This is a genomic window from Lentibacillus sp. Marseille-P4043 (assembly GCF_900258515.1).
Classification (GTDB): Bacteria; Bacillota; Bacilli; order Bacillales; family Amphibacillaceae; genus Lentibacillus_C.
The window spans coordinates 673,909-688,806 of sequence record NZ_LT984884.1 but is presented as its reverse complement, the minus strand read 5'-3'; the positions used below and the strand labels follow the sequence as shown (position 1 = coordinate 688,806).

Here is a 14,898-nt window from a genome sequence, read left to right as displayed (position 1 = left end):
TGATGAAAGTAAGAGCATCTGTAAAGCCAATTTGCGAAAAATGTAAAGTTATTAAACGCAAAGGTAAAGTAATGGTGATTTGTGAAAATCCAAAGCATAAGCAAAAACAAGGTTAATATACAAGGAGGTGCAAGCATTTATGGCACGTATTGCAGGTATAGATATTCCGCGTGATAAACGTGTAGTAATCTCATTGACATATATTTATGGTATTGGGAAAACAACTGCACAAAGTATCCTTAAAGAAGCAGGCGTTTCAGAAGACACTCGTGTACGCGACCTAACTGAAGATGAATTAGGTAAAATTCGTAAAGCAGTTGACGCTCATACAGTTGAAGGTGACCTTCGTCGTGAAGTATCCCTAAACATTAAACGTTTAATTGAGATTGGTTCCTACAGAGGAATGCGTCACCGTCGCGGCTTGCCGTTACGCGGGCAAAAGACGAAAAATAATTCACGCACACGTAAAGGTCCACGTCGTACAATCGCTAACAAGAAGAAATAACTTAGAAGGAGGTAAGCTAATCAATGGTTCGTAAAACTAATACACGTAAGCGTCGTGTGAAAAAGAATATTGATACAGGTGTAGCACACATTCGTTCAACGTTTAACAATACAATTGTAACAATTACGGATGTTAAAGGTAACGCTGTTGGCTGGAGCTCAGCAGGTGCGTTGGGTTTTAAAGGTTCTCGTAAATCTACACCTTTTGCTGCACAAATGGCAGCTGAAACTGCAGCAAAATCAGCTGTAGAAAATGGCATGAAGACATTAGAAGTAACTGTAAAAGGCCCTGGTGCCGGCCGTGAAGCAGCAATTCGTTCGCTTCAAGCAGCAGGCTTAGAAGTTACAGCCATTCGTGACGTAACACCAGTTCCTCACAATGGTTGCCGCCCACCAAAACGTCGTCGTGTATAATTTGACCGTATATTATTTGTCACCCTGTCTATAATGGGTTATGATGGCTAAAAGTGTAAGGCATGAAGGGTTAATCCCTTTCCGAGAATACCTTAACCAACAGCATCTAGACAGACACGAAAGTACGAATGTATTCAATAGTGCAGAAACGCCAACTGCCTATTTGAGGAATTTCGGTTAGACAGGGGAGTCTAACCGGGGTTTCGACGTTTTGAAGGAGGGTTTTATAGAATGATCGAAATTGAAAAACCAAAAATAGAAACGGTAGAGATCAGCGATGATGCCAAGTTTGGGAAATTCGTCGTCGAACCGCTTGAACGTGGATATGGTACTACTCTAGGAAACTCCTTGCGTCGTATCCTACTATCCTCACTTCCAGGCGCTGCTGCAACGTCAGTTCAAATTGATGGTGCGTTACATGAATTTTCAACAATTGATGGGGTCGTTGAAGATGTAACTACAATTATTTTGAATCTGAAGAAGCTTGCTCTAAAAATTTACTCTGACGAAGAGAAAACATTAGAGATTGATGTGCAGGGAGAAGGAAAAGTAACGGCTGCAGATCTAACATATGATAGTGATGTAGAAGTATTAAATCCTGACCTACCTATTGCTACGATCAGTAGTAAAGGAAGCTTGCATATGAAAATTACCGCAGAACGCGGTCGTGGCTATCGTCCAGCAGAAGCAAATAATCATGATGATCTAGCGATTGGTGTTATTCCGATTGATTCGATCTTCACACCAGTATCACGTATCACATATCAAGTTGAAAATACCCGTGTAGGTCAAGTTGCCAACTACGATAAATTAACCCTTGATGTATCAACTGATGGAAGTATTCGCCCTGAAGAAGCAGTTTCTTTAGGTGCAAAAATCTTCTCTGAACATCTTAACATTTTCGTAGGTTTAACAGATGAGGCACAAAACGCGGAAATTATGGTTGAAAAAGAAGAAGATCAAAAAGAAAAAGTTATGGAAATGACAATAGAAGAACTTGATCTATCTGTTAGATCCTATAATTGTTTGAAACGTGCTGGCATCAATACAGTTCAGGAGCTTTCAAATAAATCTGAAGAAGATATGATGAAAGTGCGTAATCTAGGCCGTAAATCACTAGAAGAAGTAAAAGTAAAACTAAACGATCTTGGCTTAGGCTTACGTAATGATGACTGATCAATATAGACACCTTTAGAGTATCAGGAAAGGGAGGGATAGTCCATGGCTAGAAAATTAGGTCGTACAACAGATCAACGTATGGCACTACTTCGCAACCTTGCATCTGACTTGATTATTCATGAGCGGATTGAAACAACAGAAGCAAAAGCGAAGGAATTGAAATCTGTAGTTGATAAAATGATTACGCTTGGTAAACGCGGTGATCTTCACGCTCGCCGTCAAGCCGCAGCATTTTTATACAACCAGGAAGCAAACGAAAACGAAAGTGTAGTTCAAAAACTTTTCGGTGACGTCGCTGCACGCTACGAAGATCGACAAGGTGGATACACACGCGTTCTTAAGCTAGGTGAACGTCAAGGTGACGGAGCAAAAATGGCAATTATTGAACTAGTTTAATGAAACATGTGCGCGATAAGGGCAGGACTGAATCTCTTCCAGAGGTGAATCCAAGCCCTTTTTTTGTGTATAATGGGGAAGAGAAAAGTGTAGCGGGGCCGTTTAGCGACAGAAGCCACAGGCAAGGGACCGCAGAACGCACGGTTTTCAGCGTTCGAAGTGTCCATTGCTTATGGCGGTATTCGCTGGCCAACAAGCAACTGGATCAGAGAGGCTGAGGCGACTGTTCAGAAGCGGACGATTAAGTCCGCTGATGAACATCGGCCCGAGAACGAGAACATCGGCCCGAGAACGAGAACATCGGCCCGAGAACGAGAACATCGGCCCGAGAACGAGAACATCGGCCCGAGAACGAGAACATCGGCCCGAGAACGAGAACATCGGCCCGAGAACGAGAACATCGGCCCGATAAAGGAAAATACACCCAGGCCATAGAGCTGAGTTAGAGGAGGTCATTACACAATGAGAGAAAAATTTATAGAGTTTAGAAATGTATCGTTTCGATATGGAGATGAGGAGCCATGGGTGTTAAAGAATTGTTCGTTTGAAATCTATAGAAATGAATGGGTTGCTATTATAGGCCATAATGGGTCAGGAAAGTCTACTATTGCAAAGCTGATGAATGGGCTGCTTTTTCCTGTAGAGGGCGAAATCATTATTAATGGTCAACAAGTGAATCAGGAAACCATTTGGGAGATTCGGAAAGAGGTTGGGATGGTTTTTCAAAATCCGGACAACCAATTTGTGGGGACAACCGTACAGGATGATGTTGCGTTCGGAATGGAAAACCGTGGCTTTTCACGTGATGAAATGATTAACCGGATTGATCGAAATTTAACAGCTGTTGGTATGCAGGAGTATAAGTTAACCGAACCACACAGGCTTTCTGGTGGGCAAAAACAGCGGGTTGCGATTGCCAGTGTTCTAGCGATTTCACCAAATGTATTAATATTAGATGAGGCCACTGCGATGCTCGATCCAAAGGGACGCCAGGAAATTATGCGTACCGTTTCTAATGTTAGGCAAGAACATGAGCTTTCATTAATAACGATTACCCATGATTTGCAAGAGGTTGTACAAGCTGAACGAGTTATTGTAATGAATAACGGAGAAACATGGGATGAAGCAACACCACGAGAAATTTTTTCTAAAAAAGATGCATTACGGGAAATTGGACTTGACGTGCCATTTGTGGCTATTTTAACTGATGAACTTAAACAGGCGGGAATTCCTGTTACAACTGAACCATTAAACCAAGAAGAATTGCTGGAGGACTTATGGACATTACATTCGAGAACGTAAGCTATATATACCAACAGGGCACACCATTTGCCCATAAAGCAATAGAGGACTTATCATTTCATATACCATCAGGTTCATTTGTAGCAGTTATTGGTCATACAGGTTCAGGCAAGTCGACACTTATTCAGCATTTAAATGGATTGGTTTCACCAAGTGAAGGTAGCGTCACAATTGGGGACTATCGCCTTACCAACGATGAGAAGCCTAAAAATATGAAGGAATTACGCAGCAAAGTCGGGGTTGTATTTCAATATCCAGAACATCAATTATTTGAAGAGAATGTGGAAAAGGACATTGCATTTGGTCCAGAAAACTTTGGTGTCGCTAAAGATGAAATAAAACAACGAATACAAGAAATTGTTCCTGCAGTTGGGTTGCCTGAGGAATTACTGCAACGTTCACCATTCGAGTTAAGTGGTGGACAAATGCGTCGAGTAGCAATTGCTGGGGTATTGGCGACAAAACCAGATGTGCTGGTATTGGATGAACCCACTGCTGGATTAGACCCACGTGGACAACGGGAAATAATGGATATGTTCTATGAATTGCATCAACGAGAAGGGCTGACAACGGTGCTTGTAACACATAGCATGGAGGATGCAGTGCAATATGCCGATCACGTCATTATTTTAAATAAAGGTACCAAATATATGGAAGGCAAGCCAGAGGAAGTATTGACACAGCAAGAGGCGTTAAATAAAGTCCAACTGGATGTTCCAGAGGCTGTTCAATTCCTTAAGTCATTTGAAAAGAAATTTAATGTATCGATTCCATTTCATCGCCAATCAATAGAAGAAATTGCTCAGATTATTCAGCGTTATGTAAAGGGGGCTGAATCGTATGAGTAACTCTCTAATTATTGGCCAATATGTTCCGGGAAACTCGATCATCCATCGTTTGGATCCACGGACAAAAATTACGATCATTTTTTTCTTTGTGTTTATTGTTTTTTTTGCCAATTCCGTGCTTAGTTATGCGATTTTAACTGTTTTCGCTTTAGCAAGTGTTATTACGACAAGAATACCAATTAAGTTTATCTTGAAAGGGTTAATGCCTGTTTGGTTCTTAATTGTATTTACGTTTATTTTACATTTGATTGTAACAAAAGAAGGAACAGTCCTATTTGAAGTATTTTCATTTAACGTTTATTCAGGTGCACTTATTCAAGGATTTGCAATTTCGATGCGGTTTTTCTTGCTAATTTTAATCACGTCTTTGTTAACGTTAACGACAACACCAATTGAAATAACGGATGCAATCGAGGATATGCTTCATCCGCTGAAAAAAGTTAAATTTCCAGTGCATGAGCTAGCGCTGATGATGTCGATATCATTACGGTTTATTCCGACACTCATGCAGGAAACAGAAAAAATTTCTCGGGCACAAGCATCACGTGGAGTAGATTTTAAAACAGGACCAATCAAGGAACGTGCTAAAGCAGTTGTCCCATTATTGGTGCCACTGTTCGTGAGTGCGTTTAAACGTGCTGAGGAGCTTGCAATGGCGATGGAGGCCCGTGGCTATCAAGGTGGAGAAGGCCGGACTAAACTAAGAGAATTAAAAATTGAAAAGCGGGATATAGCAATTTATGTATTATTCTTATTTGTTATTGCGGGATTGTTTTTAACAAGAACTTACTAGCAGGGGGACTGGATTTGGATGGAGAAGATTAAATGTGTGATTAGCTATGATGGTTCCAATTTTTCCGGCTTTCAAATCCAGCCTAAGAAACGCACTGTTCACGGCGAGTTAGAAAAAGCATTACAGAAAATGCACAAAGGTGAACATATCCGAATTCAAGCTTCCGGAAGAACCGATACAGGTGTACACGCAAAAGGGCAGACGATCCATTTTGAAACGCCTTTTATTATACCGGAAGTGAATTGGAAGCGGGCACTTAACACACTTTTGCCGGGTGATCTTTATGTGAATGATGTGGAAAAAGTTCCGACAGCGTTTCACGCACGTTATGATGTGATTGAGAAAGAATATCGTTATTATGTTTGGAATGAAAAAGAGACTGATGTGTTTAAGCGAAACTATGCTTATCAATTTCCTTACCCACTGGATATAAAGGTAATGCAGGAGGCCTGCAGCTATTTAGAAGGGGAACATGACTTCACTACTTTTTCCTCAGCAAAAGCAACTACAAAAGGAAGCAAAGTCCGCACACTTTACCAGCTCTCATGCGAGAAACATGGGAGTGAGATTGAATTTATTTTTCGTGGAAGCGGCTTTTTATATAACATGGTCCGGATAACTGTTGGCGTCTTGCTTGATATTGGTCAAGGCAGACGTAGTGCGAGCGATATCCCCTTTCTTATCGAGCAAAGAGATCGCCAACTTGTTGGAGAAACGATACCACCTCAAGGGTTGTATTTGTGGAGGGTTAGGTATTGAATTGATCGTAGACTCGCAATGTTTATTCGTTACCCGTTAAGGAGGAAAGCTCAGCCTGTTTTAATTGGAAAGGATGAGTACCGAGTTGGGTTTTTAGAAGAAATTATGAAAACAGGAAAGATTATATCTAGTCGGGTCCAAGCTTCTGCTAAAGCTTACCAGTAATTTTTAGAGTGTAAAATTGATTCGTTTTTTAACGAGTCGATTTTTTTATCAAAAATTATGTTACAATTGCAAATAATTGCATTCGTTTTTAAAGTAGGTGAGCAATGAATGGATGAAGAGATGCGATCACGCCCAAAGGATTTGGAATTTACCCTTGGATTAATTGGCGGTATTACAGGTCTTCTTGGATCCCTTTTGTACATATATTTTACGTTTTCATTGAAAGATAGCTACTTTGCTCATCACTTTCTGCCGGGTTCTACTAGGGGAGTTGCTTCTATAATTGCTATTTGGATGGCATATAAAGTCCAATATGAAGTGAAAAAGGCAGGGGCAATTTTTATTATTTCTGGTGTGTGGCTGTTTTTATTAGAGAACGTAACAAAGCCGTCGGGAATAATTTTAGTCGTTGTGGGGTTTTTGTGTTTGTATCGAAAATAATAGGAAACTGGAAAGATAGTGAAACCAATTTAGAGATTTGTTAGAGGCTAATTAATTGACTTAGGGGTCGAATTAGACGCTATTACTAAGAATAATAACCATCAATAGAGGGTGTTGCAGTGAAGAACCTTACCTTAAATTTACTGAAGAGTCTGTTGATATTTTTTGGCGTTAGCATTGTTGTATTGGCTATTATTCTTCTTCCTCGTGAGCCTGTGGTAATGAGTGAGGGCACCTTTCATATGGAGACGGTTTTTCCATTTGGCTGGGAGGGTTATATAGCCAACATTCAGCACTTTTTTACAGATTTAATTGCAAATGGAGGCTTTGGGGCAGTGAAAACAGGGATCCCAGTAATGGAAGCTGCAGGTACGTATCTTGGTAGAAGCCTGGAAATTATTCTTCCTGCTTTTTTCATCAGCGTACTTTTTGGCATCATCATTGGTGTCGCGAATTTCGTTAACTATCATCGGAAAAGGGGTATTGCGCTAAGGGTGGTTAACTGGTTATGTACCGCTGTTCCAGATTTCTTTATTGTTGTTGGGTTGCAGTTTTTTATTATCCTGCTTATTCGTTGGGGTTTTCCATCATTTTCGTTGTTCAGTGATGACAAGTGGTACAGCTTTATTTTACCCATGTTGGTCGTTGCGATATATCCAACGATGTACCTTGCAAATCTAACACAACAGGCATTGTTACAGCAGGAAGACCATGACTATGTCCGAACTGCACGTTCTAAAGGTACATCTTCGTTTCGGGTGGTCTCTTTCCATATGCTTTGGAATTCCTGGCCGACGATTTTGACGCATGTGCAAACGGTTATGTTGTATGTATTAAGTAGCCTGCCAATTATAGAATTGCTGACAGGATATCGCGGGGCAGCGTATTACTTGCTGCAGTCGATTCAAAACTATGATACGAATATGACGGTTGTATTATTATTTGCCTTTATGTTACTGATACTGGCAAGTGTTTGGTTTAGCCAGATCGTAAAGTATGCAGTTATGAATGCACAAGCGGAGGAATCATGATGATACGCAAATGGAAGCGAAACCCGGCATTGGTGCTTGGAATACTTATGGTTACGTTCTTATTAACTATCTCCATATTCGGCAGGTATTTCCCCTTTGTTGATGATAGTTTGAGCGATATCTTATACATATTAGATGATAATCAGAAGCCTGTCATACCCCCTTACAGTCCATCGTGGGAATTTCCATTTGGTACGGATGGCGAAGGAAGGGATTTATTGAGCTTGCTCACTATGGGGGCGGGTGCGACGTTAGCATTGATCTTTTTTATTAGTTTGATTCGTTATATCATTGCGATCCCATTGGCGGTATTTGCTGCGAATAGAGTGCGCTTTTTCCGGGGGCTTTTGGCGGGATGGAATCAGTTGCTTTCTGGTGTTCCAACAATTTTTATTGTGATGCTGCTCGTTTTATTACCGCCAATTCTATTTACCTCAGCCCGTCCGTTTTTCCTTGTTCTTGTGATAGCACTAGTAGAGGTAGGGCGTGTTGGCAAAATCTTTGAAGAAGAGTTGCTCGTTATATCAAAAAAAGCTTACGTGGAATCCGGTGTAATGGTCGGTTGTTCACCATTCCAATTGTTCAGACGGTACTATTACCCGCAGATTTCTGGACAAATCATTGTTAACTTTTGCAATGGTCTTGGACGGACACTATTTTTATTGGCGCAGCTTGGATTTGTTTCCATATTTGTATCGCAGGCGTTTGTACAACTGGAAAGCGGAGCAATGACTTTTGTCAACACATCCGATACCTGGCCTATTTTACTTACGGATATCACCCATACAATCCGAACAGCGCCATGGATTCCTTTTTTTGCAACACTTGCAATAACGTTCACCATTCTATCGTTTTATGTTTTATCAGAAGGGCTGCTGCGGTATTTCCAGCGCCGTACATAAAAATCTTACAACTTAATTGTGAGATACTAGGGGGATACATATGTCCAAAAAGAAAAAACGTTCACAGGATTTGGTGCCAATTTTGATAGCGATTGCAATTGTCCTTGGATTTTCTAGCTTTTTTGCACCATTTGTGTTCATTACCATTGCACAAGACTTTTTTTATCAGCAGGTCACTGGTATTTGGCTTTTCCAGTCACCGATATCTAGCTATATTATAGGTGGTGTGGCATTTCTTTATTTAGGCCTTGTTGTCGGGGGCTTAGCTTATTATCAATCCAGGGTAAGAGGAAAGAAACGACTCAAGACGGTTGGTACGTTACTTGGATTTATACCGGGATTAATTTTTATTTACTTAAGTGTGAATCAATATTATTACTTTACAAATGAAGGTATTTATCAAAACGACCTATTTTCAATTGATGAGAAATTCTATGATTGGGATGAGATAGAACAAGCTGCTGCCGTATCAGAAAAGAAGGATAAGCAGGTTTCTTTATCAAGGCTGGAATTAACGATAAAATCAGGCGATATTCTTTCGTACCGGTATTCAAGAGAACTGGTAAAAAGTCAATATAATGTGCGGGATGTTTTAGAAGATAGAGGAGTGGAATTGAAGCAAAAATTGGAAGGAGAGGAAGAAGAGTAAGATCCCTTGTGTGATGCGGATTTTTAAGTGTTCTATCAAAAAGCTTATAAAGGATAAAAAATAGTGTATTGACTTGACATAGAGCACCATTTTGGTATACTATGGTCTATGGCATTTTATTTCTAAACCATGATTAGCCCCGGAAACTAATTATGTTAAATATAGGAATAACCAACGGAAACGAAAGAATATGGAGGGAAACCATCATGCGCACAACTTTCATGGCGAATGAGAATAATATTGAACGCAAATGGCTTGTTGTGGATGCGGAAGGCAAGCGATTAGGTCGCTTAGCTAGTGAGGTTGCTGCAATCCTTCGCGGAAAGCACAAACCAACCTATACACCACATGCTGATACAGGTGATAATGTTATCATTATCAATGCTGAAAAAATCGAACTTACAGGAAATAAAATAAATGACAAAATGTACTATCGTCATACAAATTATGTTGGCGGGTTGAAAGAACGCAATGCATATGAAATGCGTACAAAATACCCTGAACAAATGTTAGAACTAACTGTAAAAGGTATGCTTCCTAAAGGTCCATTAGGCCGTAAAATGGGTAAGAAATTACACGTATACAGAGGTTCTGAACACAATCATCAAGCACAAAAACCAGAAGTTTACGAGCTTCGTGGATAATTAAAAGGAGGTTAATCAATTGGCACAAGTACAATATTACGGTACAGGTCGTCGGAAAAGTTCAACCGCACGTGTTCGCTTAGTTCCAGGAACTGGCCGTGTTACGATCAATAAACGTGAAGCAAAAGACTATTTTCCATATGAAACACAATTACTAATTTTGAATCAGCCACTTGTAGCTACTGAAACTCAAGGAACTTACGATGTTTTAGTAAACGTTCATGGTGGAGGATTCACTGGTCAAGCTGGTGCTATCCGTCATGGTATCGCACGTGCACTTCTAGAAGCAGATCCAGAATATCGTGCTTCTCTTAAAAGTGAAGGATACCTTACTCGTGACCCACGCGCGAAAGAACGTAAGAAATACGGTCTTAAAGGCGCTCGTCGTGCACCACAGTTCTCAAAACGTTAATTTATCTACGTTTCAAGGCTCTTTTCACTTTTGTGGAAAGGGTCTTTTTCGTGTCTTGATTACATTTTGACCACATTAGATAGTAAAAGGTATTTAGTAAATGGGGAGAAAGTAATTGAATTTAGTGAAACAAATTAACATCCAATAACGGATTTTGTACATTAAGTAGCAAAGATTATGGTTGGAGTGAAATGTTTGATTCCAAATTCTGAATTACAAAATTTAGCTCTTATAGATAGTGAGCGTCATAGTCCTTTGTTTCAAGGTAAGAAGGAATAAAATTCGGCTCTAATTTGCTTTCAGCAGGATGAGCCACTTCCAGCTCCAGAAGAGGAAAATGATCATCTTGCTATTTCATTGTCTCAATTACTATATTGGAATAATACGTCAATTAACCAGAATAATAATTACGGATATGTAGATTCTGTATTTAGTATGACAAAGTAGTGAAAGTTGCGGATAAAAGTGAAAGACCATCCTGCCAAAATGGGCTAGGTGGTCTTTTTTAAAATAACTCCCTATCTTAATATTATTGGTTAAAAAGAAGATTATATTTATTTATTCTTTGGAACTCCTCCTAATTTCAAAACAACTCTTTTTGAAGAGCTTAAAAAGGAGACTGACATAATTTGTACACAAACTTTTAATTGACATATATAACTTATCACTTTAATATATATCGTATGCGATGTATCGTGTACGATTGTTTTTCGGAAGGAGGCTGGGCAATATTGGAAAAGGCTGATTTTATTGGGGAATCCATTGAATATATACATCGTTATACAATGAAAAGTCTTCAGAAACAAGCAGAGGAGCATGGTGTTACCATTCCCCAAGTGAGGGTCATTGGAGAAGTGTTTGCTCATAAAACGGTAAGTATTAAACTACTCTCTCAAAATTTAAAAATGACGCAAAGTACTGTTTCGGATATTGTTGAAAGACTGATGTCAAAAGATTTTCTGGTGAAAACTCCTAATGAGAGGGATAAACGTCTGGTAGATATTTCTTTGTCACCCAGACTAGCTGAAGATATAGATGAAAGCATATCGCAGCTTAAAAATCAGTCGTTAATTGGCGTTGTAGATCTTTTAAATCCTAAAGAACAAGAGATGGTGGAAGAGGGAATGCAATTATTGGTGTCGGCTGTTAAGAAAAAAATGATGGTTGAAGGCATGAATGATTATGAGTATCCCGATATTCTGTACTTCTCCGAAAAAGACAAACGAAAAAAATAAACTTAAAAGCGGGAGGCTGCGGGATGAGAACAATTATAAAAGGACGCTGGGCCATTTTAGCTATCTGGCTAATTGCCACGATTGTGTTGACCGTCTTTCAACCAGATATCAATGCAATATTGCGTGATCAAGGACAGGAAGGCACGAGTGAAGACAGCCCATCTGTCATGGCAAATAATATATTGAAAAAAATGGAGACGACAGAAGGTACAGATAACCTTATCGTTTTTTATGATAAAGACAAAATTTCAAAAAGCGACATGAAACAGATCGGGGAAACGGTAAGTTCAATCAGTGATAGCAGTTCAGAACTTGGAATTACGAAAATGATTGATCCCTTCAGTATGCCTGATGCCAAAAGCTCTTTAGTTTCTGAAGATGGTACGACCTTAATGGTGAGCTATAAGCTTGATAAAAAAGGCAGAGAAATAGATGATATCCAAAAGCAATTTGAGGAAAAATTGGATAACGTACCTGTTGAACACTATTTAAGCGGAGAAGATTTTATCAATAATGATTATTTAAAGGCAACCCAGGCAGGTGTTGAGAAAAGTGCAGCGCTTACGGTTATCTTTATTTTAGTCGTACTTATTATTGCTTTTAGGTCTTTTGTAACACCGCTGGTATCCTTATTAGCTGTAGCATTTTCCTATCTTTGTTCGATGGGAATTGCGGCCCAGTTAATAGATAAAGTAGGATTTCCGGTTACTAGTCTTACTCAAATGCTGTTAGTCCTTATTCTCTTTGGGCTTGGTACAGATTACAACATTCTTCTATTCAACCGATTTAAGGAAGAACTAGCAAAAGGACAATCGATCGATGATTCCATTGTTAAGACTTATAAAACTGCAGGAAAAACAATTGCTTATAGTATACTGACAGTGTTTATTGCATTTCTTGCACTAGTTTTTTCCGAATCACCAATCTATCAATCTGGTGTTGTTGTCGTAATCGGTGTAACCATATTATTACTTGAAATTTTAACGTTAACTCCTTTTATCATGAAGGTGTTAGGCAAAAAGCTGTTCTGGCCGTCTAAAAACGTTGGCGGTCATAAGGAAAATAAATTCTGGGGTAAAGCATCATCCCTTGGGGTAAAGCATCCGATTATCATTACGCTTATCATTCTTCTAATAATCGGGCCAATGGTTTTATTCCATGAGGAGAAACTTAACTTTGATACCGTTGGGGAACTTGGAAACGATTATCCTTCGTCAAAAGCAATTAATTTGGTTTCAGAGCATTTTGGCAAAGGACAATCCATGCCGGCTACGGTTGTCATTGAAAATAAGAAAACCATGGATAACAACGAATCTCTTGCTGTGATTGATGATATTACTGAGAGACTTAAGGATATGAAGGGTGTCAAGCAGGTATCCTCCGTCACACAGCCTTTAGGGGAAAAGATTGATGATTTCTATGTCTCCGATCAAATGGGGACAGTGACAGACGGCTTATCACAAACGCGAAATGGTGTGGATACCATATCTGATGGTATGAAGGAAGCCCAGGAAAAGCTTGGATCGGCAGACTTTTCACAGGTAAATGAAATGGTTGATGGTACGGCAGAACTCCAGAGCGGTGTAACAGCATTAGCTAATGGATTAAAGCAAATCCAAGCTGGAATTGACGATGGGACAAGCAATCCACAAACCATATCAAACGGTATCGCTTCCATCGAAACCAATCTTTCAGAGATGAGCAGTGGTGTATCTATGCTAGCCGATAATTATGGAAAAATGCAGGCTGGATATAAGGAAATGGGAACACATTATCAGGGTGCTGCCCAAGCTGTTCTTGGTGTAAAAGAAACAATTGCCCTCATGCAATCGATGGTTGCTGATCTGGGGGACAGTTACGCTGATCTAAATAATGATGAACGTTACCTGGGATTAAAACAAACATTAGACGGGTTATCGTCCTCTTTAAGTGACATTACGCCTGAAGGTATTAACAAATTAAATGAACAATATAACACAGTCACTTCCGGTTTTGACACAGCCAATAAAAATCTTGCGGATATCAGCAATGGTTTGGATCAAATGGCAGGTGGTTTGAAAAAGCTCAAAGAAGGACTCGGAGAAGCTTCGTCTGGAATAGGTACAATCGTAACGAATATGAATAGTGTGAATGACGGACTTGGTAAGATGGAATCAGGACAAAAGCAGCTTGCTGAGGGGCTTAATGGATTTAGTGCCTTTGGAGATCAATTATCTGATGTAAATGGCGGATTAGAGGAAATTTCCGATGGCATTGGCCAAACGAATGGTTACTTAACTCAGCTGAATGAGAATAAGAGCTTCTTTATTCCAGAGGAAGCTTTGACAAATGATGAATTTAAAGATTCATTGGATGCTTTCATGTCTAAAGAGCGAACAATCACAAAGATGACGGTTATTTTGAATGATGACCCTTATTCAAATGAAGCTTTACAAACGATTGATAAAATGAATGCGACTGTTTCTACTGGGTTAAAAGGTACAGTACTTGCGGGTGCTGAGTATGGAACAGCGGGAACAAGCGCCACAACGAATGATATGAACAATATTTTGTCCAGGGATTTGAATAAAACAACGATTATCGTCATTGCTGGCGTACTGCTTGTTCTGTTCTTTGTTATAAGATCTTTTTGGACACCGATTTTCATTACTGCATCCCTTGTAGGTGCGTACTATGCATCGATGTTCGTCGTAAATTATATTTTCCTAGATTTGCTTGGATATGCAGGCTTGTCTTCCTTTGTTCCATTCTTCTCCTTTATCATTATTTTATCGTTGGGAGTAGACTACAGCATATTCTTGATGATGCGGTTTAAGGAATACCCAGATTTGTCGCCTAAAGAGGCAATTGTATCAGCTTCCAAGCATATAGGTAGTGTGATCATATCGGCAGTCATCATACTTGGGGGTACTTTCGCGACACTCATGCCGGCGGGAATTGTACTTTTATCTGAATTGGCCATTTCGGTCATTACAGGCTTAATTGTACTTTGCTTTATTTTGCTCCCTATCTTTTTACCAGCTTTAATGGCTCTTCCGGAACGTCTAGCCAATTTATTATCTGGTAAAAAGAAAAAAACCGTAAGCATAGAAGAAAAAACAGTATGAGAATTTGCTGGAAATGAACCAGTTGAAGAAAGCTAATTAAACCAAATAAAGCAGATTCCTATTCAGGGGTCTGCTTTATTTGGTTTGTCAAGTGTCGACAATGTGGAAAGCATAGGC

General features: G+C 39.6%; 18 protein-coding genes. All 18 read left to right on the top strand.

Annotated elements, in window-relative coordinates; all coding sequences use genetic code 11:
- Positions 1-2 precede the first annotated feature (2 nt).
- The 18 genes from rpmJ (at position 3) to C8270_RS03525 (ending at position 14,781) form a co-directional block, all read left to right on the top strand.
- Positions 3-116, top strand: a complete 114-nt coding sequence (rpmJ, locus tag C8270_RS03605) for a 50S ribosomal protein L36 (protein ID WP_010095733.1) — start codon at positions 3-5, stop codon at positions 114-116.
- A 23-nt stretch (positions 117-139) separates the two neighbouring features.
- A complete protein-coding gene (gene rpsM, locus C8270_RS03600) occupies positions 140-505 on the top strand; it encodes a 30S ribosomal protein S13 (protein ID WP_106495488.1) in 366 nt (121 codons plus the stop codon).
- Between the two features lie 23 nt (positions 506-528).
- Complete coding sequence (rpsK, locus tag C8270_RS03595; protein ID WP_106495486.1) at positions 529-918, top strand: 30S ribosomal protein S11; 390 nt, start codon at positions 529-531, stop codon at positions 916-918.
- A 231-nt stretch (positions 919-1,149) separates the two neighbouring features.
- Positions 1,150-2,094, top strand: a complete 945-nt coding sequence (locus C8270_RS03590) for a DNA-directed RNA polymerase subunit alpha (protein ID WP_106495483.1) — start codon at positions 1,150-1,152, stop codon at positions 2,092-2,094.
- A 45-nt stretch (positions 2,095-2,139) separates the two neighbouring features.
- Complete coding sequence (gene rplQ, locus C8270_RS03585) at positions 2,140-2,493, top strand: 50S ribosomal protein L17 (RefSeq protein WP_106495481.1); 354 nt, start codon at positions 2,140-2,142, stop codon at positions 2,491-2,493.
- Between the two features lie 159 nt (positions 2,494-2,652).
- Positions 2,653-2,928, top strand: a complete 276-nt coding sequence (locus tag C8270_RS19690; protein ID WP_158701586.1) for a hypothetical protein — start codon at positions 2,653-2,655, stop codon at positions 2,926-2,928.
- A 27-nt stretch (positions 2,929-2,955) separates the two neighbouring features.
- Positions 2,956-3,795 carry an energy-coupling factor ABC transporter ATP-binding protein gene (locus tag C8270_RS03580; RefSeq protein ID WP_106495479.1) on the top strand — a complete coding sequence of 280 codons (840 nt, stop codon included), beginning with the start codon at positions 2,956-2,958 and terminating at the stop codon, positions 3,793-3,795.
- Positions 3,771-4,643 (top strand): energy-coupling factor ABC transporter ATP-binding protein, encoded by an 873-nt coding sequence (locus C8270_RS03575; protein WP_106495476.1) that lies wholly within the window; start codon positions 3,771-3,773, stop codon positions 4,641-4,643. The genes C8270_RS03580 and C8270_RS03575 overlap by 25 nt, the downstream gene beginning before the upstream one ends.
- Positions 4,636-5,436 (top strand): energy-coupling factor transporter transmembrane component T family protein, encoded by an 801-nt coding sequence (locus C8270_RS03570; RefSeq protein WP_106495473.1) that lies wholly within the window; start codon positions 4,636-4,638, stop codon positions 5,434-5,436. The genes C8270_RS03575 and C8270_RS03570 overlap by 8 nt, the downstream gene beginning before the upstream one ends.
- A gap of 18 nt (positions 5,437-5,454) precedes the next feature.
- Positions 5,455-6,195 carry a tRNA pseudouridine(38-40) synthase TruA gene (truA, locus tag C8270_RS03565; RefSeq protein WP_106495470.1) on the top strand — a complete coding sequence of 247 codons (741 nt, stop codon included), beginning with the start codon at positions 5,455-5,457 and terminating at the stop codon, positions 6,193-6,195.
- A 273-nt stretch (positions 6,196-6,468) separates the two neighbouring features.
- Positions 6,469-6,801 carry a DUF4064 domain-containing protein gene (locus tag C8270_RS03560; protein ID WP_106495468.1) on the top strand — a complete coding sequence of 111 codons (333 nt, stop codon included), beginning with the start codon at positions 6,469-6,471 and terminating at the stop codon, positions 6,799-6,801.
- A 119-nt stretch (positions 6,802-6,920) separates the two neighbouring features.
- On the top strand, positions 6,921-7,832 hold the full coding sequence (locus C8270_RS03555) for an ABC transporter permease subunit (RefSeq protein ID WP_106495466.1): 912 nt from the start codon (positions 6,921-6,923) through the stop codon (positions 7,830-7,832).
- Positions 7,832-8,734: an ABC transporter permease gene (locus tag C8270_RS03550; RefSeq protein ID WP_158701585.1), complete on the top strand. Its 903-nt coding sequence runs from the start codon at positions 7,832-7,834 to the stop codon at positions 8,732-8,734. The genes C8270_RS03555 and C8270_RS03550 overlap by 1 nt, the downstream gene beginning before the upstream one ends.
- A gap of 40 nt (positions 8,735-8,774) precedes the next feature.
- Positions 8,775-9,383, top strand: a complete 609-nt coding sequence (locus C8270_RS03545; RefSeq protein WP_106495461.1) for a hypothetical protein — start codon at positions 8,775-8,777, stop codon at positions 9,381-9,383.
- Positions 9,384-9,589: 206 nt separating this feature from the next.
- On the top strand, positions 9,590-10,027 hold the full coding sequence (gene rplM / locus C8270_RS03540) for a 50S ribosomal protein L13 (protein WP_106495460.1): 438 nt from the start codon (positions 9,590-9,592) through the stop codon (positions 10,025-10,027).
- Between the two features lie 19 nt (positions 10,028-10,046).
- Complete coding sequence (rpsI, locus tag C8270_RS03535) at positions 10,047-10,439, top strand: 30S ribosomal protein S9 (RefSeq protein ID WP_106495458.1); 393 nt, start codon at positions 10,047-10,049, stop codon at positions 10,437-10,439.
- A gap of 731 nt (positions 10,440-11,170) precedes the next feature.
- The gene (locus tag C8270_RS03530; RefSeq protein ID WP_106495455.1) at positions 11,171-11,674 is read left to right on the top strand and encodes a MarR family winged helix-turn-helix transcriptional regulator; all 504 of its coding nucleotides are present in this window, start codon (positions 11,171-11,173) and stop codon (positions 11,672-11,674) included.
- A gap of 23 nt (positions 11,675-11,697) precedes the next feature.
- Positions 11,698-14,781, top strand: coding sequence for an MMPL family transporter (locus C8270_RS03525; protein WP_106495454.1), 3,084 nt, complete (start codon positions 11,698-11,700; stop codon positions 14,779-14,781).
- The last annotated feature ends 117 nt before the right edge of the window (positions 14,782-14,898 follow it).

Excerpts from the sequence above, each read along its gene's own strand:
- C8270_RS03590 (WP_106495483.1), top strand. The coding sequence starts at position 1,150 with ATGATCGAAATTGAAAAACCAAAAATAGAAACGGTAGAGATCAGCGAT.
- rplQ (WP_106495481.1), top strand. The coding sequence starts at position 2,140 with ATGGCTAGAAAATTAGGTCGTACAACAGATCAACGTATGGCACTACTT.
- rpsK (WP_106495486.1), top strand. The coding sequence starts at position 529 with ATGGTTCGTAAAACTAATACACGTAAGCGTCGTGTGAAAAAGAATATT.
- C8270_RS03580 (WP_106495479.1), top strand. The coding sequence starts at position 2,956 with ATGAGAGAAAAATTTATAGAGTTTAGAAATGTATCGTTTCGATATGGA.
- C8270_RS03560 (WP_106495468.1), top strand. The coding sequence starts at position 6,469 with ATGGATGAAGAGATGCGATCACGCCCAAAGGATTTGGAATTTACCCTT.
- rpsM (WP_106495488.1), top strand. The coding sequence starts at position 140 with ATGGCACGTATTGCAGGTATAGATATTCCGCGTGATAAACGTGTAGTA.
- C8270_RS03545 (WP_106495461.1), top strand. The coding sequence starts at position 8,775 with ATGTCCAAAAAGAAAAAACGTTCACAGGATTTGGTGCCAATTTTGATA.
- C8270_RS03525 (WP_106495454.1), top strand. The coding sequence starts at position 11,698 with ATGAGAACAATTATAAAAGGACGCTGGGCCATTTTAGCTATCTGGCTA.
- rplM (WP_106495460.1), top strand. The coding sequence starts at position 9,590 with ATGCGCACAACTTTCATGGCGAATGAGAATAATATTGAACGCAAATGG.
- C8270_RS03550 (WP_158701585.1), top strand. The coding sequence starts at position 7,832 with ATGATACGCAAATGGAAGCGAAACCCGGCATTGGTGCTTGGAATACTT.
- rpmJ (WP_010095733.1), top strand. The coding sequence starts at position 3 with ATGAAAGTAAGAGCATCTGTAAAGCCAATTTGCGAAAAATGTAAAGTT.
- truA (WP_106495470.1), top strand. The coding sequence starts at position 5,455 with ATGGAGAAGATTAAATGTGTGATTAGCTATGATGGTTCCAATTTTTCC.
- C8270_RS03575 (WP_106495476.1), top strand. The coding sequence starts at position 3,771 with ATGGACATTACATTCGAGAACGTAAGCTATATATACCAACAGGGCACA.
- C8270_RS03570 (WP_106495473.1), top strand. The coding sequence starts at position 4,636 with ATGAGTAACTCTCTAATTATTGGCCAATATGTTCCGGGAAACTCGATC.